This window comes from Pseudomonas sp. WS 5079 (genome assembly GCF_012985465.1).
Classification (GTDB): Bacteria; Pseudomonadota; Gammaproteobacteria; order Pseudomonadales; family Pseudomonadaceae; genus Aquipseudomonas.
The window spans coordinates 106,337-129,241 of sequence record NZ_JAAQWN010000004.1 but is presented as its reverse complement, the minus strand read 5'-3'; the positions used below and the strand labels follow the sequence as shown (position 1 = coordinate 129,241).

Here is a 22,905-nt window from a genome sequence, read left to right as displayed (position 1 = left end):
GCCGCGCGCCGCTGTGGTTGAACTCGACTTGGAATTAATTGATGAACCAGAACCAAAATGCGAGCACTACGGATTTTGATGTGATCATCGTCGGCGGTGGCACCAATGGCCTTTCGGCTGGCTGCTACCTGGGCCTGGAAGGCAAGAAGGTGCTGGTTCTGGAGGCATTGGACAAGGTCGGCGGGATGGCCTCCTCGGGTTACCTGATACCCGAAGCGCCGCAGCATCTGGTTCATCCCTGTGCCCTGGACATGATGTCGATGCGCGTGCATTCCCATGTGCCAGCGGAGCTGGGACTTGATCGACACGGTTTCAAATCGATAGAGCTTGCGCCGGGGTATGTGTACTTGCATCCGGATGGCCAATCTCTGATCTTCTGGCGCGATCGCGAGAAAACCGCCGCCGAGATCCGCCGGTTCAGCAGCAAGGATGCCGAGGCGTTTCTGCAGTTCATGAAAGTCATCGACATGTTCCTCGATATCGCGCTGCCGATGATGCGTGTCGACCCGGCCAAAACAAACCTCGGCGTGAAGCTGAAAATGCTTGGCACCGCCATCAAACACAAAGCGCTGAAACCCGAGCTGATGGCGCTGATGACAGGCTCCGCGTTGCAGGCGGCACGTGAGCGCTTCGAGCATCCGGTGACCATTTCCGCGATGTGTGCACTCACTGGGCTGGCAGGGGATATCAGCGCCGATGGCGGTGGCATCTATTACGCCTTGCTCGGTTTCCTTCATCGTTTTGGCGTGGGCCGGGTATTGGGTGGCATGCAGCAGTTGAGCAATGCCATGCAGACTCGACTGGAAGAGCTGGGCGGGCAAGTGCTGGTGTCGGCCAGCGTCAGTGAAATCGTTGCCAGGGACGGTCTGATCAAAGGCGTGAAACTGGCTGATGGTCGTCAGTTCACCGCACGTGCGGTCATTGCCGGCTGCCACCCCAAGCCGGCGTTGGACATGGTTACCCGTGGTGAAATCCCTCAACACCTGCTGACCCGTATCGCCATGGCACCTGCTAACGGCAGAGGGTCGGGACCATTGAAGGTGGATGTTGCCCTGCGTGGGCAGATTTCTTTGCCGCGTTTTGCTGCCATTCGCGGCGATGGCGTGGATTTGCGTAAAACCGTCATGCTGATCGGCACCGAAGAAGCCGTGCTGGAAAACTTCGCCGCCTGCGCCCGTGGTGAAGTACCGAAGTTGCCCTATATCACCGTGGCCGCACCCAGTGCGGCCGACCCTTCACAAGCGCCAACCGGGCAGGATGTGTTGTACATCTATCCGCCGGTGATGCCGGTGAATCCCAATGAAGGTTGGGACGCGCTGCGTGAGCGGGTGGCCGACCAGGTGCAGGAACAGCTGTATGACTACATCGATGGGATCGAGGGGCAGGTGATTGGCCGACATATCGAGGCTGCTCCGGATTTTACTGCGCGCTTGAACACGGTGAATGGCTGCGTGGTGCATATCGACACCACCTCGATGCGCTCGAGCACCATGCGCCCGGCGTACGGTTTGGGAGGCGATACCTTGCCGGTGGCGGGACTGTATTTAGGGAGTGCCGGCATTCATCCGGGCGGTGGGGTAAACGGCATGGCCGGGCGGTTGGCGGCCAAGCGGGTGAGCAAGTATTTGCGTAAAAAGGCTGACTGAAGCGGGTCGCTGATTCCAAGCCCCTAAGCAACCCCCCCTGTGGGAACAAGCCTGCTTCCACAGGGAAAGCTCATTGGGCGAGAGTGTGTGAACGGTGCTTAAACGCCGTCGACGTTTTTTTCTGCGCCCAGCGAAATACTCGCCAGCACAAAATCCGCCGAGTACTGACGCCAGGTGGCCATGCCTTGCTCCGAGTCCGTATCCAGCCCGGCAAGTGCCGACATCGAATAGCGGTTGGTGAACCAGCCAGTAGTCACCAGCGAAGCGCTGGCCAACAACAGGCGCGGGTTGATGTCTGCGCGAAAATCACCACTGGCCGCACCCCGCAACAAAATCGCGTCGAGCTTGGCGATCAGCTTCGGTGCCATTTCCAGAAAATGGTTGCGAGGTGTTTCGTGGGTGTCATGGTAGCGAATGCCTTCCAGCGCCAGGCTGCCGAGGAAGGGGTCCAGACGGTACTGGTCAAAAAAATGGTTGAGCACGGCGCGCATCGCCACTGGCGGTGAAAGCTCTTCGACATTGAGGTTGACCAGCTCGGACATGATGTTGTCCGAAGACTCATCCAGTACCGCTACAAACAGGCCTTCCTTGGAGTTGTAGTAGTGGTAGACCAGCTGTTTGGTAACGCCGGCTTCCCGGGCAATTTCTTCCACGCGCGCACCGGCCAGGCCTTTTCTGGCGAACTCCACGCGCGCTGCCGCGAGCAGGCGATTCATCGTATTGCGTTTGCCCTGTTCGCCACCTTCTCCTGCCTTTACCGCCACCTCGTCCTCCTCATGCCAGTTTTGGCCAGGTTATTCACACCTTGAAGCATTTCCCCGGGGGCCTTCGTTTGACCCCAAGTCAAACGAAGCGGACTACCGGCGCAGACACAACCACATACCATGGGTCGGCAGCCGGACAATCTTGGTGTGCAAGAAGAATAAAAACAAGACAGGAGCTCCTGATGAGCAACGAAAGCGCAGCACTGGACCTGGCAACCGCATACTCCGCTGTGTCGGAAATGTATCGGGGCACCGACCTGGATATTCACGCGGTGTGCCGCGAGCAACGGCTGAAATCGCCCATCTATGAAGGCGACTTCATCACCCAGTTTGGCGTGCCGACGAATGCCGGCACCCAGCAGGGCACTCGCCCGACCTTCGCCTTGTTCAAATACCAGGATGTAATGACTGTCCTGCGCGATGGTGCGACCTATACCAGCGGTTTTATTGCCGAAGGTCTTGGCGCGTTTTTCGATGGTTTGATCATTCTTGCCATGGACGGTGACGAGCACCGTAAGGTGCGCGCCTTGCTGCAACCGGCCTTTATGCCGGAGACCGTGAACAAGTGGCGCCCGCAGATCGATCAAGTGATTCGCGAGGAGTACATCCAGCCGATGTTGCCGGCAAAGAAGGCCGACTTGATGAAGTTCGGCCTCGAGCTGCCGATTCGCGTCATGTACGCTTTGATGGGCTTCCCCTCGGATGAGCCCTCCAAGTACAAGCAATACGCCGCGTGGGCCTTGGCCATTGTCGGCGGCAACCAGATTGACCCGAGCAAAATGGTTGAAGCGCGACGTCAGGCCGGCATCGCTGTCAAAGGTCTGTACGACGCGCTTGCCGAGGTGGTGGTGCAACGTCGTGCCGAGGGCAGCCAGGGCGATGATGTGGTCGGGCGTTTGCTGCGCGCGGAGTACGAAGGGCGCACGCTGGATGACCACGAGGTGATCACCTTCACTCGCTCGCTTTTGCCAGCCGCGGGCGAAACCACCACGCGCATGTTTGGCTCGGTAATGACTTTGCTCTTGACCACGCCCGGCTTGCTGGAACGCGTCAAGGCCGACCGCTCATTGATCGGCAAGCTGATGGACGAAACCACGCGCTTTGAACCCGTGGCCACTTTCAAGGTGCGCGAAACCGCCCGGGAAGTGGAATTTCACGGCGTGAAAATCCCCAAGGGTTCGTTCGTCCAGTGCATGGTGGTGTCCGCCAACCGCGACGAAGATGCGTTTGAAAACCCTGAGGTATTCGACATTGATCGCAAGCCAAAACCCTCCTTTGGTTTTGGCTTCGGCCCGCACATGTGTATCGGTCAGTTCGTCGCCAAAGTGGAAATCAGCTGCGCTGTCAACGCCATCCTCGACCTCTTTCCCAACTTGCGACTCGACCCGAGCCAACCCGTCCCGCAGATCGGCGGAGCGCAATTGCGAGGCGTGTCCACGCTCCCGGTGATCTGGGACTGAATCACGCTGTAATCCCGTTTCCCTGCCTCAACAAAAACAACAGAGGGCATCATGAGAACGTTTAAAACCATTCCAGAACGCGGTGATTTCGGCTTTCAACAACTGGTTGGGCCGCACAAGGTCACCGGCGCTTCGATGTCAGCCGAACGCGGCTTCTTCGGCCTGCACCTGAGCAAAAGTTCGCCGTTCGGTTCTGTGCGCGATGAGCAAGGCAACATTTACTCATTCGTACGGTCGCTGATGGCGCCCAATGGCACCCCCAACCCAACCAAGTTCTTCTACCTGAACAATCACGTCGATAACGTCAACCTGCGCATGGACCACGAAAAAATGGCCCGCCAGGCGCTGACACCACTGCCGGTACACAGCCTGGAAGGCGATGTCGCACGTTGGGCCAGCCACCCGGGCGAACCCGGCAACTCTTGGGAGATCACCGCCAGCAGCGAACGCCTGACCTGGAAGGAAGAAGGCCTGTTTCACCTCGAAGGCCGACTGCTTGGCCCAGGTTTGCAGTGGTACCTGCCAGGCGTGGAATGGGGCACCTTTTATGTTTCGCAGTTGTGGGATATCGCCGGTGTCTGCGAGGGGCGTCCGGTGAAAGGCGCCATGGCGCTGGACCAGTTCTACATGGCCGAAGGCGGCGCCATTCACTTCAAGAAAGACTTGGTGGTGAACAACAACAAGCATGTGATCTGGTGGTCCTTCGTCACCGTTTATAAAGATGGCACCTGGGATACCGGCTCTTTCATGGTCGGTCACGACCACTTGGGCTACGCCATTTTCAACAATGAAAAAGGCGAGGTTCGGGTCACCACCGATATCGAAGGAAACACCGAACACAAGGACGGAAGCTACTTCCTCAAATCCGCGAAAATCGTGCTGGAAGGCAAGGAAGAGTGGGAGTTTTTGCCTGATGAGAAGGGCGAGATGATCGACTTCGTCGGTGGCTTCCCGATCACTGCGCAGCAGGAAGGCCGTTGGCGTCGGGTTGGCGATACCCGTGAGCCTTCACACTGGCTGGGCTGGGGTGAATCGGACCGGCGTAATGGCTCGGCCCGCAATGTGCCAGGCAAAGACCTGTAAACAGTTGACCGAAACCTTTACCCCTGTAGGAGCTGCCGAAGGCTGCGATCTTTTGACTTTGACTTTTGAAGGCAAGATCAAAAGATCGCAGCCTTCGGCAGCTCCTACAGGGGAGCGTACGCGTTGTATCAGTAGCCTCCACCAATAACAACAATGAGGAATCACGATGAAATTCCGCGACAAAGTCGTGCTGGTCACCGGTGCAGGTCGAGGCATGGGTCGCGCCATTGCCCTGGCCTATGCCCGAGAAGGCGCCAAGGTGGTGGTGTCGGCACGCACCGCTCGATACGGTGAAGAAACGATCGCACAGATCAAGGCCCTGGGCGCGCAAGCCTGCCTGGTCGGTGGCGACATCGCCGACCGCGAGGCGATCAAGTCAATGGTGCAAGATGGTGTAGAGCACTTTGGTGGCCTGGACATCGTGGTGCATTGCGCTGCCGATACCAGTCACGGGCTGATCGCCGAAATGGCCGATGATACGTTTGATCACATCGTTCGCAGCAATATTCAATCGTTGTTCTGGTTGGCCAAGGACTGCGCACCTTATCTGTCGAAAGCAGCCGACAAAGGCCGGCTGATTTTCATCTCGTCCGGCGAAGCCAACCGCAAATACACCCCTCGCCTGATTGCCTATGGTTCCAGCAAAGCCTTCATGAATGCCTTCGCCCGCGGCCTGGCGGTGGAATTCGGTGCCATGAATATTCTGGTCAACGTCGTCGAGCCCGGACTGATCGGCACTGATCACATGCTCGAAACCCTGGGCAATGAACTGCCGCATAAACTCGCTGCACATTTCCCGGTAGGGCGTCTGGGCGAGTCCGCCGACATTGCCAACGCCGTGCTGTTTCTGACCTCCAACGAGGCTTCCTATATCACTGGCACTTCGCTGCTGGTGGATGGCGGCGCCACCATGATCGCGCTGCCCAAGGTCGAAGAAATCCTCAAGGGCCATTAATCAACCCGCACGTCCGCGATGGGAGTCAGGTCATGACATCGGATACACGCAGTAGCAACACCACGGCCCACGCCGGCAATGATTTTTCCGAGTTCAAGCGCGGCTGGCGCGTGGTTGTCCTGGGCCTGTTTGGCATCTGCACCAGTATTACCGCTGCGTTGCTGTACGCCTTCGGCACCCTGGTGATTCCGCTGGAACAGGCGTTCGGCTGGAGCCGGGGCGACTTGCAAGCCTCCATCACCTTTCTGTTCGCCGGTGTGGCGATTTCCACGCAACTGGTCGGCTGGCTGTACCTTCGGTTCGGGCTGCGCCGGGTAGCGATTGTTTCGATCGTGCTGCAGATCGTCGGTTACTTTGCGATCACGCGGATTGAGGGTTCGATCGGCTGGTTGTACCTGGCGTTTTTCAGCATGCCGATCATTTGTGCCGGAACCATTGCGATCACCTGGACGCAACTGGTCAACCTCTGGTTCGAGCGTAACCGTGGTTTGGCGCTGGCCGTGATTCTGTGTGGCACCGGGCTGATGGCGATGATTCTGCCACCGCTGTTGTCGCGGCTGATTGCCGCCTACGGTTGGCAAGCCGGGTTTATTGCGCTGGGGGCGATGCCTTTGTTGTTTACGTTGCCCTTGTCATTGATGTGGCTGCGCATGCCGGCGCTGCTCGCCAGTCCTGACGCGACAACGCAGAAGGAACTTCCGGAGCTGTCCGGCATGTCCTTCAAACAAGCAGTGCGCTCAGGGATGTACTGGGGCTTTAACGTTGCATTGATATTGTCGGTGTCGTTGACCGTCGGCATGGTCACCAACATGGTGCCGATGCTGCAAAGCAAGGGCCTGAGTGCGCAGCAAGCCAGTCAGATCTTCAGTACCTTTGGTATTTCCATCATCGGCGGGCGCTTGTTGGTGGGTTATCTGCTGGACCGCTATTCACCTTCAGTAGTGGCCGCCGTGAGCCTGGCGCTACCCGCATTGGGCTGCGCGATCTTTCTCTTTGGCGGGGCGCAAAACACACCGTTGCTGGTGCTGGCGACCCTGTGCATCGGCGCCAGTGCCGGAGCTGAGTTCGATCTGGCGGCATTCCTGATGGCGCGCTATTTCGGCTTGAAAGACTACGCGCGGATATTTGGTCTGCACCTATGCCTGATCACCATTGTCTCCGGTCTGGTACCCATGCTGTTCGGCCATCTCTATGACCTGTACGGCAGCTATTCCGCTGTGCTGGTGTGCTGTTTCTGCTGCGCCATTGTCGGCCCGACCATTCTGCTGTGGTTGAGAATGGAGCCAAAATTCCTCGCCCGTCAGCAAAACCTCCAGCTACGACCACATGCCTGAACCCACTTGAGGATGAACGTGAAATGAGCATGGACAAACACACCATCGAGCACTTTCTGCACGGGCAGATCGACTGCTGGAACCGGGGCGACAAAGACGGCTTTTTCGCTCACTACCGCAGCGTCTCGGCCAACGGCTTGAGTATCGAATACGTCGGCAAGCCCCAGGCCGATGCCTGGCAGGTACTGGAAGGCATGTGGGCGCAGCAGCAACCGAAGATTCGCGTTGAAGTGCGCCAGTGCATCGTCAATGGCAATGAAGCGGCGTGCCATCACCTGAACGCCTTTCGCGAGCAGGAAGGCGGTATCGAGACGATCGAGTTGTATCGGTTTGAAGAAGGAAAGTTGTCCGTACGTTACTTCATCAACCAGTAATCGTTGCGCACAGCCTTGTCAGAAAGGCTGTGCGCGTCGTCGCCTAGACGCCATCGGTGGAATGGGACAGCTGCTGCCATTGCTCGATTTCCGCGAGCATCCTGTTGAGCTTGTCGCTGACCTGCTGATAAGCGTCTGAACCCGCCAGGTAACGCAACGGTGGATGTTCGCTGTTGGCCAGGAGCACCAGCGCATCGCCCAGTTTAGCCGGGTTGCCGGTTTGCTGATGGTTGTAGGCGGCCGAAGCGCCTTTGACCTTGGCGGTGAATGCAGCGTAATCCTCCAACCCGCGTGTACCGAAGACCGCGGAGCTGGGGTCGAGAAAGTCGGTACGGAAAACCCCGGGCTCCACCAGCGTGACCTTGATCCCGAACTGCGCCACTTCCTGGGCCAGGGATTCGGAAAAACCTTCCACAGCAAATTTAGACGCGCAGTACAGCGCCGCACCACCCATCCCGACCATGCCACCCATTGAAGACACGTTGAACACCCGGCCACTGCGTTGCTGACGCATGACAGGCAGCACGGCGCGGCAGACGTTGAACACACCGAACACATTGGTCGCGAACTGCTGGTCGGCGTCGCTGGCGAAATTGTCTTCAAACGGCGCCAGTTGTCCATAACCGGCGTTGTTGACCAGCACATCGATTCGGCCAAAACGCGCCACGGCAGTTTCTACGGCAGCCAGTGCCTGGGCTTCGTCGGTCACATCCAGGGCCACTGCCAGCACGCGTTCGCCGTACTCGGCAAAGACAATTTCCAGCGGTTCGATACGCCGGGCGCTGACCACCACGCTGTCACCATCAGCCAATGCGGCTTTGGCAATGGCAGCACCCAAGCCTCGGGCCGCACCGGTAATAAACCAGACTTTGTTCATTGCATCGCTCCAGTCGTTGTGCAAAAAAATGCCGCGTCAGCTTTAAGGCGGGCGCGGCAGCGGGTGTGAAAGATCAGTACGACGTTCAGTCGCGGTTGGCCGCTTCCCAAGCTTTCAGATCGAACCCGTCAGTGGCGGCCTCAACTGCCGTCAGCTTGGGCGCGCGAGCAAGAATCTTGCGCGCCGCCATGTGATCGCCCATGCGATTGCAGGACTCCACGGCCACCAGACGGTCATTGCGGAAACACAGCACAGACGCTTGATGTTCTTCGACTGAACCGAGCACGACGGTACTGTCATAGCCATGCGAGAGTCCGGCGATCTGCAGTTTCAAGTTGCCTTGATCGGTCCAGAACCAGGGCAGGGCGCTATAAGGTGCCGGTTTACCCATCAAGCGTGCAGCCACTGTGCGGGCCTGGTCGATGGCGTTCTGCACCGACTCGAGGCGGGTGTGTAACTCATTGTTTTGCAGGCACGGGAAGCTGGCGACATCGCCTACCGCGGAAATTTGCGGGTCAGAGGTCAGCAGGCTGGCGTCCACCTTGATGCCGTTCTCGATGTCCAGACCGGCTTCAGTCGCCAGCTGCGCATTGGGAATCACACCGATACCAAACACCACCAGGTCAGCAGGGAGTGCACGTCCGTCACCGGTTTGTACCGCGCACACCTTGCCGTTATCGCCGTCGATGCGGCTTAAACCCTGGCGGAAGTCAAAATGGACGCCCCACGCTTCATGGGCCTGGCGAAACAATTCCGACATTTCCCGCGACACGGCACGAGCCATGGGACGCTCGCCCAGCTCCAGTACGTGCACATTAGCCCCTAGGGCAGCGGCCACCGCCGCAAACTCGAGGCCGATAAACCCGGCTCCAATCACCACCACGTTGCGCGCTTCTTTCGCCAGCGGCGCCAGGGCGTCGGCATCGGCTTTGGTTTTGATACCGAACACTTGCGGCAACTCTGCGCCGGGAACCGGCAGGGGGCGGTTGTGGGCTCCGGTCGCCAGTACCAGATGGTCGTAACTGACAGCAGCACCCGAGGCTAACACCACGCGTCGGTTCAGGCGGTCGATCGCGGTCGCCTGGTCATGCAGCAGTTCAATGCGCTGGGTGGTGTAGAAATCAGCAGGACGAAACAGCAGATTGGTCGCCTGGATCTTGCCGAGCAGATAGGCTTTGGACAATGGCGGGCGCTGGTAGGGCAGGCCTGGCTCATCGCCGATCAGGGTGATGCGCCCGTCAAAGCCTTCCTGGCGCAGGGAGGCAGCGACCTGAAATCCGGCCTGGCCAGCACCGACGATAACGACTGAGGCGAGGGTCATGGGAACTCCTTCACGCGCATTCAGAATTGCGACGATGGCAGGTGCAAAACCATGCCGTCCATGTCTTCGCTGATGATCATTTGACAGCTCAAGCGGCTGCTGTCGCGACGTTCGAAAGCGTACTCGAGCATGTCGTTCTCCATGCCTTCCGCCGCTTGCACCTTGCCCAGCCAGGCCTCGTCGACATAGGTGTGACAGGTGGCGCAACTGCAGGCACCACCGCAGTCGGCAGAAATACCCGGCACCGAGGCGAAGGTCGCGGCTTGCATCACCGACTGGCCGATGTCGCCTTTGACTTGATGGGCGGTGCCGTTGTGTTCAATAAATGTCAATGTGGGCATGTTCTGCTCCGATTCTTGTTAGGGGGCTCAGGATTGGCTGGGAATGGTTTGCACGTTGAAGTGCGGCACTCGCCCAAGGGTCAGTAGCAACAGCGGACCGATCAGGCAGCAGGCGGCGCTATAAACCAGCATGGCGTTATACGATCCGGTGCGCGCCAGCATGTACGCAAAGAGCAACGGCGCCAGCGCCGAAGCCACGGTATTGAGGCCCTGATGCACGCCGAACAGGCGGCCGTATTCGCGCAAGCCGAAGTAGCGGGCAATCAGGAACGCGGCAATATCGAACTCCGCCCCGGCGCCAAAACCAACCAGCACCGCCGCCAGCATGAGCGGGGCAAATTCGGTGGTCGGGCTCAGGTAGATGAAACAACCGATAGCGGGCAGCACCAGGCTGATCGCAGACACAATCGGCGGCCACAGACGATCGAGCAGATAGCCGATAAGCATGCGGCCGAAGATCAGCGAAATACCAAAGCAGCTGAAAATGGTGGCCGCGTCCCCCGCGGATAGGCCTCGGGCTTGCAGCATGGGCACGGTGCTGGTGACCATGCCGACAATCGAAGAAATCACCAGGCTGAGCGCCAGGTTACAGGTCCAGAATTTCAGCGAGCCCATGCCTTCACGAAAAGACATGCCGGGCAATTGCTCCAGCGCACGCCCGCCGTCACGGTGACCGGCAACAGAGGGTAGTTTGAACCACAGCAGAATCAGCGGCAGCAGCACCAACAGATTGAGCAGCGCGAGAATCACGAAGGCCGCGCGCCAGTCCCATTGCTCGATGCCCCAGGCCATCAGCCGGGGAATGATGGCGGCAGTGACACCAGTCCCGGACAGACCAATGGCGAGCGCCAGGCCGCGATTGCTGTCGAACCAAAGACTGATCAGCTGGGTCCAGGTTACGGCCAGCGCGCCCATGCCGACGATGGGCAGCAGTGCAAAGGCGATGTACATCGACCAGATCGATTGGGTCAGCTGCGTGGTTGCCAGGTAACCGAGTGACAACAACAGCAGGGAAATAACGGTAACGCGCTTCATGCCGTAGCGCAGGTTGAACCAACCCACCAACTGCAATGACACCACCGCGCCGCCAAACAGAAAGGTGATGCAGGCTTGCAGCTCACTTTTGCTCCAGCCAAAGGCATCGCCGAGCGGCACGACCAGTGTGCCGAAACCATAGAGCAGGGCGGCGTTGATGCTGATGGCCACTCCGGCGACCGACAAAATCAGGATTTTCCAGCTTTGGCGGAATTCGCGCAGATCGATTGCCGCTTCGTTTCTAGACGGGTGCATGGAGTTGGCTTCCTTATAGGTTTTGTTGAGCCAAGCACTGCTACAAGTGGTGATGTGAATCACCGCCAGCAGATTCTTTGAACAGAATCTGGTTTTTTAATCAGAATAAAATCAGAAATTCGGCTTTGTCCAGCGCAGCTATCTGACTAACGGACAAACGAATTTCATGCGTTGCACCCACGGTTGAATCACTCTGAAGCCAGCCGTGTTCAACATCCTGCTGCGATTCCCTTTTTTTAAGCCAAGGCAATGATCAGGGACAGCGGATGAGCCTCAGCATATCCGCGTTAAAAATTAATTGCACATAAAATAAATAAGTGTTCATAATTTGCAAAAGCTGAACCTGATAAAGGAGAAAAAAATGAGTTCAGAAAAAGCGCAGTTCAAAGCGGTGGCCGACCGAAGCCGCTGCTGTGGTTATGGTTTGTGTGCTGCGATTTGCCCCAGCCTGTACAAGCTTGATGCCGATGGCATGGTGTACCTCGACGATGCCCGCGTGCCGCCGGAGTTGGAGGAGGAGGCTCGTGAGGGTGCAGCCGCTTGCCCCGCGGAGGCCATCTGGCTTGAGCCCATCACCCCGGATGACGAAGCCGTTTGATGGCGTGAGCGCCTGCCGCAAACGTGATAACCACTGAGGTGAGGATGTGCTAATGGGTCGATTACCAAACAAGGTCGCGCTGATAACCGGTACAGGCGGCGGCCAGGGCAGGGCTGCGGCGCTACGTTTTGCCCGTGAAGGGGCGATTGTGGTCGGTTGCGATTTCAATGCCGAAGGTCACGAGGAGACTGCAGCGTTGATGCAGGCCGAGGGTTTTACCCTGTACGGCTCGGCACCCGTGGACCTGGGTGATCATGAACAGGCCAAGGCCTGGATCGATGCCGCCGTGGCTGAACACGGGCGCATCGACATCCTGTACAACAACGCTTCCGCCGCACGCTTCGGGCTGGTCAGCGAGCTGTCGATCGAAGATTGGCAGTACACCATGCGCAACGAAATCGACCTGCTGTTCTATACCACCAAATATGCATGGCACCACTTGGCCGAACAGCGCGGAGTGATCATCAATGTATCGTCCACCGCTGCATGGGGTGGCTCGAAAGTGGCCGGCATTTCCGCGCATTCGGCTGCAAAGGGCGCTGTGGTGTCCTTCACTCGCCAGTTGGCGGTAGAAGGGGCGCCGTTCGGTATACGTGCGGTCAGTTTGAGCCCGGGATTTGTCGCGACGCCTGGCACCCGGCCTTTTCTGGAAGACCCCAAAATGCGCGCCATGCTGCTGGATGGCGTATTGATGGATCGCCCCGGCGAACCCGAGGAAGTGGTGGCAATGGCGGTCTTTGTCGCCTCGGATGAGGCTTCATTCATTACCGGTTCGGACTTCGTCATCGATGGCGGGTTACTCGCGATCTAGCACGCGCGGCGCCCTGGCATGGGCTACCGGCACCCTTTCATCTCGAACAATAACAAGGTGAATAACGTGGACATCATCGGTATCGGTTACATGGGCTTTGAGACCCCCAATCTCCAAGCGTGGCGTGAGTACGGCCCTCAGGTGATGGGTTTTGGCATAGGCAAGAACCCCGAGAGTGATCCCGATTCGCTGTACTTCAAGATCGATGATCGTCGGCATCGCTTCGCTTTTCATCCTGGCAAGGTAGACCGCATTGTCTACATCGGTTGGGAAGCGGTGGGGCGCATGGCGTTCGAGGACGGCATCAAGAAGCTGGCAGCCGCCAATGTCGACTTCACTCGCGGTGATGCTGAGCTGTGCGAAAAGCGTGGCGTGCGTGAATTAGTGCGTTTTCGTGACCCGGTGGGGTATCAGCACGAATTGTTTTACGGGCAAAAATGGCTGCCGCGCTCGTTCCAGCCGGGCCGCCCGCACAGTGGTTTCCTTGCCGACGAACGGGGTGCGGGTCATGTGGTGCTGATCACCCCGGACTACACTCCGGAACTGGAAGACTTCCTGCTTAATGTCATGGGTTTCAGCTGGTATGGCGCTGGTGCGGGCAAGGGACGAACCGGTTTCTTCCGCTCCAAACTCAACCATCACACCAGCCATGACATCGCTTATGGTCACGGACCGGGTCGCATGGGCGTGCAGCATGTCGGGCTGTTTGTACGCAACGTGCGTGATGTCGGTGAGACCTACGACATCGTGCGTCAGCGTGAACTGCCGATGATGATGACCCTCGGCCAACATGCCCAGGACCCCCATCTGTCGTTCTACCATTTCAATCCGTCCGGGTTCGCCTTCGAGACCATTGCTGAAATCGAGCCATGGCAAGGCGATCCCTATGAGCTGAATCCAGAAAAACTCAGCCTGTGGGGCCACGAAATGGTCGGGCCAATTCTCGGCGCCAGCGTCAAGACGCCGGAAGAAGTGCTCGACGCCGAGTACCTGCCGACCTACTTGGCCAAGCGCTGACATGCGTCTGGCGCGGGTCGAAGTTGCCGGGCAAGCGTTCTGGGCGTTGCTGAATGCGCAAGCTGATTGCTTTCGGCGAATTAATGCTCCTTTCGCCCACTGGGCCGGGCTAGGGGCGGATCTTGCGCCAGACGCCCTCGACCCGAGTGGCGAATGGTTGCCGTTGTCGGCTGCGCGCCTGCTTGCGCCATTGGAACCCGGTAGCCGGGTTTTTGGTGTGGGCCTCAATTACCTCAGCCACCTCAAGCGCCTTGGCAGTGATTCTCCGGCGCACCCGTTGGCGTACATGAAACCGGAGTCAGCGCTGGTTGGTGCCTATGACGAGATCGATTATTCGCCGCTGACCATCCAGCTTGATTACGAGGTGGAACTGGTCGCCGTAGTGGGCCGCCCGTTGCTGGATGAACCGCATGCCAGCGACTGCCTGCTGGGGTATACGGTGGGCAATGACATAAGTGCGCGCGATGCCGGCAAGCAGATTGGTCGTCTGGACCTGTTGACCCAGAAAGCCATGGACCGCACCACACCGGTAGGTCCATGGATCGTGACCGCGGACGAACTGGGTGTAACGGGGCAACCGGCTTTAGATATGCGCCTGAGCGTTAACTATGAACTGCGCCAGCAGGACAATACCCGGCAGATGATTTTTCCCCTGGATGAGTTGCTCAATTATCTGGATGCACGCATCAGTCTGCGTCCTGGCGACCTGGTGTTTACCGGATCCACCCACGGCGTAGGACTGGAAAGCGGGCGTTTTTTACGGCCGGGTGATCGGGTCGAGGCTGAGATTGCAGGTATCGGTCGACAGAGCAATACCATCGCTGCGCCACGCCAACTCATCCCCGCCCGTGCGGCGGGGCGACTGGGTCAGCCGCTGGACAAGTAATCCCTGAAACTGACTGGCGTAGCCGCTGAGGAGTGATGATGAGCGAGGGTTCGGCGTGGGCGCCGTTTCGCAACAAAGCGTTCCGCGGTTTATGGCTGGCAGCCGCAGTGGTCAACATGGCTATCTGGATGCAGACGGTCGCCGCGGCGTGGATCATGACCACATTGACGACGTCGGCAGCCATGGTCTCTCTGGTGCAAACCGCCGTGACCCTACCGGTATTTCTGTTTGCCTTTCCCGGTGGGGTGATTGCCGATCGGGTAGACCGTCGCAGTTGGCTGATCATTACCCAGTGCATGATGCTGTTCGCCGCACTGGTGTTGTGTGTGCTGGCGTACAGCGCGCACATGGAAACCTGGGGCTTGTTGGCGTTTACCTTTGTGCTCGGTACTGGCAGTGCGCTGGGCATGTCGGCGTGGATGGTGACCATGGTCGGCGTACTGCCTCGCGACCAGGTGCCGGCTGCAGTGTCCTTGAACGGAATTTCCATCAATGCCACCCGGGCTTTGGGCCCCGCGTTGGCGGGTGCACTGATTGCATACTGGAACACGACCTCGGTATTTCTGGTGATCGCGCTGTGTATGTTCGCGGTGCTCCTCTTCCTCTTTCGTATCGCGCCCAACCCGCCTGCCGTGGGCTTGCCACCGGAAACCCTGACCGGTGGCATGCGCAGTGGCCTGCGCTATATCCGGCATTCAGCGGTCCTGTTCAGCGCCATGAAGCAGGTTCTTGTGTTCACCATGAGTGCCAGTGCTTTATGGGCCTTGCTGCCACTGGTGGCCAAGCAGGAATTGGGTATGGACGCTGGTGGTTATGGCTTGCTCATGGCGTTTCTTGGTGCCGGTGCAGTATTGGCTGCGCTGAGCTTGCCGCGGTTGTATCGCGTATTGGGCATGCGTCATCTGCTGGTTTGCGGCGCCATTTCCTTTGCCCTCGCCACCCTCACTGCCGCGCTATCCAACAACCGCTACGCGGTCTGCGCAATGCTGCTGCTGGCAGGGTTCGGCTGGATGGCGGTCAACGCGACCATTTCAACGGTGGTGCAAACCTATGCCGCCAATTGGGTGCGCGCACGGGTCGCATCGGTCTATGTGTTGATCCTGATGGGCGCGATGGCGGCCGGCGGTGCGATATGGGGGCCATTGGCCGAGTATCTGGGATTGAGCCAGAGCTTGCTGCTCTCGACACTGTTGTTGCTGGTCGGCATCGCGCTGACCCGAAATGGCCATGTGGAACTGGGCCAGGAAGCAGACTTTGCCGAGGTGCAGTTGACCGACACACTCCAGCTGGCCAGTCCGGTGTCCCATTCCGAAGGACCGGTATCGGTGGAGATTGTGTACCAGGTGGCGGCGCCGGACCGCGATGAATTTCTGGCTGCCGTATACGCGGTAGGCAAGGCGCGACGGCGCAACGGTGCGCAAAACTGGCGTTTGTACCGCGACATGGCGGACCCGCAACTCTACAGCGAGCGCTTTATTGTCGAGTCATGGCTGGAATACTTGCGCCAACAGGTTCGGGTGACCCAGGCCGACCAGGCCCAAGAGCGTCTCATCGAGCGTTTTCGTCGCGAAGATTTGCAAACCCGTCGTTTGATCTATCAGCCGCCAGTGAAATTAACCGATTGAAGTGTTCGAGTAATTCCCAGATAAAACTTTTACGGCGCCAATCATTCTCAGGTTAGAATGGCGCCACTCTAAAGTTACTGGATTGGGCATGGAACTCACTGACGTCAACGACAGCAGCAAATCGGCCGGCGCAACCCTCGTCAAGCCTGTATCCAACGCCATACGCATCTTGCGCTATCTCAGTCAGGTGGGCACGCCGGAACGTTCAGTGGACATCGCCCGGCAACTGAAAATCAATCCAAGTACCTGCTTCAACATCCTGCGCACCCTGGTGCAAGAGGAGGTGGTCGATTTCAGTGCCCTTTCCAAGCGTTACACCGTGGGCCTGGGCCTGGCGCGCCTGGTTGAACAATTGGTGACTCAGGGTCACCGCGTGCAAATGGCCAAACCCCTGTTGCAGAACCTGGCTGCACGCCAGCGGGTGACCATCACCCTGTGGCGCAAAATGAGCCCTGACCGCATCGTCATTGTCAGTTCCGCCGCGAGCCCGACCGATGTGCGTATCGACATGGCTGAAGGTCAGCGTCTGCCAATTCTGATGGGCGCCAGCGGCCGGTTGTTCGCTACGCAGATCGACCTCGACGATCCGGAAGTACAGAGCAGTTTCGAGACGATTCGCTGGGCCCAGCCGCTGTCGCTCGAGGTCTATCGCGAAGAAGTGAGAGAGGCCGCCGAGCGCGGTTGGGCAATGGACGATGGGCATTTTTCGGGGGGGATTCTTGCCATTGCGGCGCCGGTCTTCTCACCAACCAACAGCATCGATTTCACCGTGTCAGCGGTGATGTTCCGTGGCCAACGGGATGAAGAGGGCCTTGCCGAACTGGGCAAGGCGCTGATCGAGTTCTGCAGCGAAGTGGCCGGCGTACTCTACTGAGGCGCGCCGTTACTCGCGAACCAGTAGCAGGCTACCCCCCAGCGGGCCGCCTCCGGCTGCCACCGTACTGACGCGGTGTTCGCGGGTTTGCCGGCCTTCGGCACGACCCCACAGTTGCAGGCAGGCTTCATGCACGTAACCCAGGCCGTGGGTGCGTCCGCCAGACAGCTGCCCGCCATTGGTATTGATGGGCAAGCTGCCCTCCAGTGCGATGCGCGTGCCACCCTCGACGAACGCGCCACTTTCCCCAATGGGGCACAGGCCCAGGGCTTCAAGCCAGATCAGGGTCAAGATCGAAAATCCGTCATACAACTGCGCAGATTCAACATCCTGCGGGGTGTAGTCGGTGCGTGCCCACATCATCTCGCCAACATCGAAGGCGGCCATTTTGGTCAGGGAGATCTGATCCCACGACCAGGGCTGGTTCAACGCTGCGCCCATGGCCTCGATGCGAATTGGTTTATTTGGCTGGTCCTGGGCGATATCACGACGGGACAGGATGATGGCGGTGGACGCATCACAATGCACGTCGCAGTCGAACATGCGCAGAGGCGTTGAAATCATTCGCGATGCCATGTAGTCGTCCATGCTCATCGGCGTGCGGTACAGCGCCTTGGGGTTGCGCATGGCGTTCTGGCGACACGTCAGGGCTATCTGCGCCAGCTGCTCCGGTCGGGTGCCGTATTCATGGAAGTGACGCTGGGCATACAACGCCATCAGATTGATGCCCGATTGCACATTGAACGGGGTAAACCACTGCCAGGCGTAGCTGCTGTCGCGACCCTGGGTTTTGTTGGTCAGTGCGCCGGCCTGTTTGTTGAGCATACGGGCTGACGCTTCGGTGATGGTGCGAAACACCAGTACGTGCTTGCACAGGCCCGCCGCAATCGCCATGGCCCCGTTAATGACCCCGGTAAGCGGGCCGGGCCCTTCATAACCGCCACCGAACCAGTTGACGTTGAGCCCAAGGGCGCTCTTCAGCGCACTGGGACCGACCGGTGAGAACGGGTCGCCATTGTTGTTATCACCCGGCCAGCAGGCCACGCCGTCGATGTCGCTACGTTGCAGGCCGGCGTCCGCAATGGCTTCCAGGCAGGCGTCCAGGGTCAGGCGCATCGCTGACTTGGTAGACGGTCGGCCGATCTCTGATTGCCCGATACCGGTAATGGCTACGTCTTTTTCATAACGATGATCGAACATCACTGATCCTTCTCGAACAGAGGCAACCACACATCCTCGACATTGAGGAAGCTGACCCGTACCGGCATGTCGATATGTACATCCGTGACCGGCATGCCCACCACGTTGCTCACGAACTGCAAGCCGGGTTGCTCAACGAGCTCGATGATCGCCACCACATAGGGCACCTCCAGGTCGGGGGTCCAGGGTTGATAGTTGATGGTGAAGCTAAGTACGGTGCCCTTGCCGGACACCGCTTGCGGCGCCACGTCGAAGCTTGCGCAATGCGGGCAGAGCGGGGCGGGCGGGTGGGAATACCGGCTACAGGCTGCGCAGCGATGAACGAGCAGTTCGCCCTGTTGACCGCCTTGCCAGAAGGCGCGGTTGTCGGCGTTGAGTGCAGGCAGTTTTCTAGGCATCAGCGGTCCGCAGGTGAGTGTTTGACTTGAAGTCATACGGTATCATTTGTACATATTTTCTAAAAGTGTCATATATTCATCCGGACAAAGGCGCGAATCGACCGTTCGCGCCGTAAAACAACAACAAGAGGATTTCGCGATGTCCCAATCACTATTGGACAAGAGGGTAGTCGTCACCGGCGGGTTTGGTGCCCTCGGCAGCGCACTTGGCAAATTTCTGCTGGCGCGAGGCGCCCGGGTGGCGTTGCTGGATCGTAGCGAGGCCCCAGCTGCCTTGCTGGATACGGAAAACCTGCTGTGCCTGGGTGGTGTCGACCTGACTTCGAGCGAGTCGGCCAGCGCTGCGTTCGAGCAGGTCGCGGGGCATTTGGGTGGCATCGACGGTTTGGTCAATGTCGCGGGCGGGTTTGCCTGGGAGACCGTCGAAGGTGGCAGCCTGCTGACCTGGGATCGCCTCTATCAGATGAACGTACGTACCGCAGTGGTCAGTTCTCAATCCGCGTTGACACACCTGCTGGATTCCAAGGCCGGGCGCATCGTCAACATTGGCGCGCTGGCCTCTGTCAAAGCCGCAACAGGTATGGGGGCTTATGCCGCCTCCAAGGCCGGTGTGGCCCGGTTGACCGAGGCGTTGGCCGAGGAACTGAAGGATCGTGGTGTAACGGTCAACGCTGTGCTGCCGAGCATCATTGACACCCCCGCCAACCGCGCCGACATGCCTGATGCTGACAGCAGCCGCTGGGTCACTCCGCAGGCGTTGGCGGCGGTAGTGGCGTTTCTTTTATCCGACGAAGCCGCAGCAGTAACCGGTGCGCTGCTCCCCGTGAGTGGTCGCGTATGAGACTGGTGACGTATACCGACGCCGAAGGGTTTGAGCACGCGGGTGCATTGCTCAATCGGGATCAGCAGGTACTCGACCTGCAACACGCTTACCGCTTGCTGGAAGGTCGTGACAGTGTGGCGTTGAGCAGCATTCTGGCTTTGGTAGAGGCCGGCGAACCGGCGCTGGAATTGGCCCGCTCACTGGTCGCTAAGGCACCCTCGGCGGCGGTGCTGGAGCGTGCCAGCGTGAAGCTGCGTGCACCGATCCAGCCGCCTCCACAAATGCGCGACTGTTCATGCTTCGAATTGCATCTGCGCCAGAGCTTCGCGGCGGCCCGTCGTGCCCGTGCGCTGCGTACCGAAGACCCGGAAGCCACGCTGAAAGCGATGAACACCCGCGCTGACGATCGGGTCATCGAGACTTTCAACAAGCAGCCTATTTACTACAAGGGCAACCGTTTCGCGGTGATTGGCATCGACGATGAATTTCAATGGCCGAGCTACAGCCGGGCGATGGATTTCGAACTGGAGTTCGGTTGCTACATCGGTAAGCGCGGCAAGGACATCAGCCGTGAAGCCGCCCGGGCGCATATCGTCGGCTACACCATCTTCAACGACATGAGTGCCCGCGACGCCCAGGCCCTGGAAATGCCCGGCATGCTCGGCCCGGCCAAGAGCAAGGATTTTGATACCGCCAATATCATGGGCCCCTGTCTGGTGACAGCCGATGAGCTGGGTGATCCCTATGACCTGAACATGGTCGCCCGGGTCAATGGCGAGGAGTGGGGGCGCGGCAATACCCGCGATATGCGCTGGAGTTTCGAAGACGTGATTGCCCACGTGTCCCGCTCGGAAACCCTGTACCCCGGCGAGTTTCTGGGCTCCGGCACGGTCGGCAACGGCTGCGGCCTGGAGCAATTGCGTTATTTGAAGCCTGGCGATGTGGTTGAACTGGAGATCGACGGCATTGGTGTGCTGCGCACTCAAGCGGGCAAGGCATCGAACAAGGATTGACGCGTACGTGAATGACGGAAGAATTCACTTACAAGTACAAAGTGAATTCTATGTACATAAATAGAGAAAGTGTCTTATATTTCGCTGCGACTACTGTCGTGACGCTCTGATCAGGAGGCAATCATGCTAAAAAGAACAAGCCCCGTATTGTCTGATGGAACCAAGGTCTCTGACCTCATCTATCCCTCTAGCCGTGAAGTACAAATGCGCGTGTTGTCTGACCGCGAAATCTACGAGCTGGAGATGGAAAAAATCTTCGGCAAGATCTGGGTACTCCTGGGTCACGAGTCGGAGATCCCCAATTCCGGGGACTTCATGGTCCGCGACCTGGGCTCCGACTCGGTCATTGTTGCCCGTGGTAAAGAGGGCGAGGTGTTTGTAAACCTCAATGTGTGCCCGCACCGCGGCATGCGCATCAGCACCGCCGATTGTGGCAACACGCAAATTCATAAATGCATCTACCACGGCTGGGCCTTCCGCCCGAATGGCGACTTTGTCGGCTCACCCGTCGAGCGTGAGTGCATGCACGGCAAGATGCTGCCAAAAGAAGAACTGGGCCTGAAAAAGGCACGGGTCACGCTGTACGGCGGTCTGGTCTTTGCGACCTGGAATATCGATGGGCCGTCGTTTGACGAATTCCTCGGCGATGCCAAGTGGTATTACGACATGCTGTTCTGCCGCTCCGACAAGGGCATGGAAGTACTCGGCCCACCGCAGCGCTTTATCGTTAACGCCAACTGGAAAACGGCTGGCGAGCAATCGGCGGCTGACGGTTTCCACACACTGACCTTGCACCGTTGGCTGGGCGAAGTGGGCAATTACGCCAAGAAAGGCGAGGGTGAAACAGCCGACCTCAGCCCGGAAATGATCGGAGTTGAAATCAGCTCGCCCCATGGCCATGCCCTGCGCTGCATCGACCTGGCGCGCAAGATCAAGCGCCTGACCGGCCTCGATCCGGCAGAGTTGAGTGTGCAGCAGAAGCTGGAAGCATTGCCGCCTGCCGGCATGACCGCCGACATGGTCGAACAGCTGGCACGCAACTTGACCGAAGATCAGTTGAAAGTGCTCACCAGCATGCCGCCGCAAGTCGGTGGAATGTTCCCGAACATTCTTTTCGGTTTTGTCTACATTCCGCAGCCGGATGGCACTGTCGTCGGCTCGATGACCCTGCACGCCTACGTGCCGCAAGGTCCGGACAAGCTCGAGTTCGTCAACTGGGTATTTGCCGAGAAAGACGCTTCCCCGGAATTGCGCGACAAGATGCTCAAGCAAACCATCCAGCTGTTCGGCACGTCCGGCATGGTCGAGCAGGATGACTCCGATACCTGGCCGCACATGACGCTGGCTGCCAAGGGGGCGATGGGCCGCAAGAGCACGATGAAGTACCAGGCAGTCTTTGAAACGGGGGCGCCGGAAGGCTGGCCTGGCCCGGGCATCGTCAACGAAGGTTTCACCAAGGACGATACCCAGTGGCACTGGTGGTTGTACTGGCATGAGCTGATGACTGCATCGGACGACAAGTAAAGCGTCTGTTACGCCTGGTATGACTGCGGTCCTGAGGGGCCGCAGTTGCTGGAAACCGCATTAACAAGAATAAAAGTGAGGGAATGACTCATGGCTCAGGTTCAACAACGCGGTGTGGAGGATATCCAGCCGGGTTCCCCAGTCGGTACCAAGCGAGTACCGGTAGGCTCGCCGATTTACAACGATGTGGTGACCTTTCTCTACGAGGAAGCCACGCTGCTGGACCAGATTCGCCTGCAGGAGTGGGCCGAACGCCTGGACACCGACCTGGTGTACACAGTGCCGCTACGCCAGACGCGCTTGGCCGCCGAGTTGAAAACCACCATCGTGCGCAGCGTTCAGCATTACCACGATGACTACCGCTCGATCATGGGCCGAATCCTGCGCCTGTCCGGCAAAAGTGCCTGGGCGGAAGATCCTCCTTCGCGTACCCGACGTCTGGTGACCAACGTGTTTGTCGAAGAAACCGACAAGAGCGATGAGTTTGTGGTGACCAGTTACCTGCTGCTGACCCGTAGCCGGTTCAAGGACCACCACGTCGACATTATCAGTGGCGAACGGCGTGATGTGCTGCGCCTGAGTGAAGTGGGATTCAAGTTGGCGCGGCGCGAAGTCATCATTGACCAGGCGGTGCTTGGAACACCCAATCTGGCCGTCTTCCTCTAGTTCGTACCGGCGGTCTGGTTTGAAC

The 22,905-nt window shown here is 58.7% G+C and carries 23 protein-coding genes; 16 read left to right on the top strand and 7 right to left on the bottom strand.

Annotated elements, in window-relative coordinates; translation table 11 throughout:
- Window positions 1-41: 41 nt before the first annotated feature.
- Window positions 42-1,646 carry an NAD(P)/FAD-dependent oxidoreductase gene (locus tag HBO05_RS12175; protein WP_020300808.1) on the top strand — a complete coding sequence of 535 codons (1,605 nt, stop codon included), beginning with the start codon at window positions 42-44 and terminating at the stop codon, window positions 1,644-1,646.
- A gap of 98 nt (window positions 1,647-1,744) precedes the next feature.
- Here the strand turns inward: HBO05_RS12175 and HBO05_RS12170 are convergent, their stop codons facing one another.
- Complete coding sequence (locus HBO05_RS12170) at window positions 1,745-2,410, bottom strand: TetR/AcrR family transcriptional regulator (protein ID WP_020300807.1); 666 nt, start codon at window positions 2,408-2,410, stop codon at window positions 1,745-1,747.
- A 182-nt stretch (window positions 2,411-2,592) separates the two neighbouring features.
- Here HBO05_RS12170 and HBO05_RS12165 point away from each other — a divergent pair, with 182 nt between their 5' ends.
- From HBO05_RS12165 to HBO05_RS12145, 5 genes are all read left to right on the top strand, one after another.
- Window positions 2,593-3,870, top strand: coding sequence for a cytochrome P450 (locus HBO05_RS12165; RefSeq protein ID WP_020300806.1), 1,278 nt, complete (start codon window positions 2,593-2,595; stop codon window positions 3,868-3,870).
- Window positions 3,871-3,921: 51 nt separating this feature from the next.
- Window positions 3,922-4,953, top strand: a complete 1,032-nt coding sequence (locus tag HBO05_RS12160; protein ID WP_020300805.1) for a hypothetical protein — start codon at window positions 3,922-3,924, stop codon at window positions 4,951-4,953.
- A gap of 166 nt (window positions 4,954-5,119) precedes the next feature.
- Window positions 5,120-5,908 carry an SDR family oxidoreductase gene (locus tag HBO05_RS12155; RefSeq protein WP_020300804.1) on the top strand — a complete coding sequence of 263 codons (789 nt, stop codon included), beginning with the start codon at window positions 5,120-5,122 and terminating at the stop codon, window positions 5,906-5,908.
- 32 nt (window positions 5,909-5,940) lie between these two features.
- Complete coding sequence (locus HBO05_RS12150) at window positions 5,941-7,242, top strand: MFS transporter (protein WP_172312774.1); 1,302 nt, start codon at window positions 5,941-5,943, stop codon at window positions 7,240-7,242.
- 23 nt (window positions 7,243-7,265) lie between these two features.
- Window positions 7,266-7,616: a nuclear transport factor 2 family protein gene (locus HBO05_RS12145; protein ID WP_020300802.1), complete on the top strand. Its 351-nt coding sequence runs from the start codon at window positions 7,266-7,268 to the stop codon at window positions 7,614-7,616.
- A gap of 43 nt (window positions 7,617-7,659) precedes the next feature.
- Here the strand turns inward: HBO05_RS12145 and HBO05_RS12140 are convergent, their stop codons facing one another.
- From HBO05_RS12140 to HBO05_RS12125, 4 genes are all read right to left on the bottom strand, one after another.
- Window positions 7,660-8,493, bottom strand: coding sequence for an oxidoreductase (locus HBO05_RS12140; RefSeq protein ID WP_020300801.1), 834 nt, complete (start codon window positions 8,491-8,493; stop codon window positions 7,660-7,662).
- A gap of 85 nt (window positions 8,494-8,578) precedes the next feature.
- Window positions 8,579-9,814, bottom strand: a complete 1,236-nt coding sequence (locus tag HBO05_RS12135) for an FAD-dependent oxidoreductase (protein WP_020300800.1) — start codon at window positions 9,812-9,814, stop codon at window positions 8,579-8,581.
- 20 nt (window positions 9,815-9,834) lie between these two features.
- On the bottom strand, window positions 9,835-10,155 hold the full coding sequence (locus tag HBO05_RS12130) for a 2Fe-2S iron-sulfur cluster-binding protein (RefSeq protein ID WP_020300799.1): 321 nt from the start codon (window positions 10,153-10,155) through the stop codon (window positions 9,835-9,837).
- Window positions 10,156-10,182: 27 nt separating this feature from the next.
- Window positions 10,183-11,445: an MFS transporter gene (locus tag HBO05_RS12125; protein ID WP_020300798.1), complete on the bottom strand. Its 1,263-nt coding sequence runs from the start codon at window positions 11,443-11,445 to the stop codon at window positions 10,183-10,185.
- Window positions 11,446-11,806: 361 nt separating this feature from the next.
- Here HBO05_RS12125 and HBO05_RS12120 point away from each other — a divergent pair, with 361 nt between their 5' ends.
- From HBO05_RS12120 to HBO05_RS12095, 6 genes are all read left to right on the top strand, one after another.
- The gene (locus HBO05_RS12120) at window positions 11,807-12,043 is read left to right on the top strand and encodes a ferredoxin (protein WP_020300797.1); all 237 of its coding nucleotides are present in this window, start codon (window positions 11,807-11,809) and stop codon (window positions 12,041-12,043) included.
- Window positions 12,044-12,095: 52 nt separating this feature from the next.
- Window positions 12,096-12,854, top strand: a complete 759-nt coding sequence (locus HBO05_RS12115; protein WP_020300796.1) for an SDR family NAD(P)-dependent oxidoreductase — start codon at window positions 12,096-12,098, stop codon at window positions 12,852-12,854.
- Between the two features lie 66 nt (window positions 12,855-12,920).
- Window positions 12,921-13,871 (top strand): VOC family protein, encoded by a 951-nt coding sequence (locus tag HBO05_RS12110; RefSeq protein ID WP_032904513.1) that lies wholly within the window; start codon window positions 12,921-12,923, stop codon window positions 13,869-13,871.
- Between the two features lies 1 nt (window position 13,872).
- Complete coding sequence (locus HBO05_RS12105; RefSeq protein WP_168224066.1) at window positions 13,873-14,757, top strand: fumarylacetoacetate hydrolase family protein; 885 nt, start codon at window positions 13,873-13,875, stop codon at window positions 14,755-14,757.
- Window positions 14,758-14,795: 38 nt separating this feature from the next.
- Window positions 14,796-16,382 (top strand): MFS transporter, encoded by a 1,587-nt coding sequence (locus HBO05_RS12100; protein ID WP_172312772.1) that lies wholly within the window; start codon window positions 14,796-14,798, stop codon window positions 16,380-16,382.
- A gap of 88 nt (window positions 16,383-16,470) precedes the next feature.
- A complete protein-coding gene (locus HBO05_RS12095; protein ID WP_020300792.1) occupies window positions 16,471-17,256 on the top strand; it encodes an IclR family transcriptional regulator in 786 nt (261 codons plus the stop codon).
- A gap of 9 nt (window positions 17,257-17,265) precedes the next feature.
- Here HBO05_RS12095 and HBO05_RS12090 read toward each other — a convergent pair whose 3' ends face one another.
- Together HBO05_RS12090 and HBO05_RS12085 are read right to left on the bottom strand one after the other, a co-directional pair.
- Window positions 17,266-18,456 (bottom strand): thiolase family protein, encoded by a 1,191-nt coding sequence (locus tag HBO05_RS12090; RefSeq protein WP_020300791.1) that lies wholly within the window; start codon window positions 18,454-18,456, stop codon window positions 17,266-17,268.
- Complete coding sequence (locus HBO05_RS12085; RefSeq protein WP_172312770.1) at window positions 18,456-18,854, bottom strand: Zn-ribbon domain-containing OB-fold protein; 399 nt, start codon at window positions 18,852-18,854, stop codon at window positions 18,456-18,458. The genes HBO05_RS12090 and HBO05_RS12085 overlap by 1 nt, the downstream gene beginning before the upstream one ends.
- A gap of 139 nt (window positions 18,855-18,993) precedes the next feature.
- Between HBO05_RS12085 and HBO05_RS12080 the strand changes: the two genes are divergently transcribed.
- The 4 genes from HBO05_RS12080 (at window position 18,994) to HBO05_RS12065 (ending at window position 22,880) form a co-directional block, all read left to right on the top strand.
- A complete protein-coding gene (locus HBO05_RS12080) occupies window positions 18,994-19,695 on the top strand; it encodes an SDR family NAD(P)-dependent oxidoreductase (protein WP_020300789.1) in 702 nt (233 codons plus the stop codon).
- On the top strand, window positions 19,692-20,690 hold the full coding sequence (locus HBO05_RS12075) for a fumarylacetoacetate hydrolase family protein (RefSeq protein WP_172312768.1): 999 nt from the start codon (window positions 19,692-19,694) through the stop codon (window positions 20,688-20,690). Before HBO05_RS12080 ends, HBO05_RS12075 begins: the two co-directional genes overlap by 4 nt.
- 123 nt (window positions 20,691-20,813) lie before the next feature.
- Window positions 20,814-22,214 (top strand): aromatic ring-hydroxylating dioxygenase subunit alpha, encoded by a 1,401-nt coding sequence (locus HBO05_RS12070; RefSeq protein ID WP_172312766.1) that lies wholly within the window; start codon window positions 20,814-20,816, stop codon window positions 22,212-22,214.
- A 90-nt stretch (window positions 22,215-22,304) separates the two neighbouring features.
- Window positions 22,305-22,880 carry an aromatic-ring-hydroxylating dioxygenase subunit beta gene (locus tag HBO05_RS12065; protein WP_057005047.1) on the top strand — a complete coding sequence of 192 codons (576 nt, stop codon included), beginning with the start codon at window positions 22,305-22,307 and terminating at the stop codon, window positions 22,878-22,880.
- Window positions 22,881-22,905: the final 25 nt, after the last annotated feature.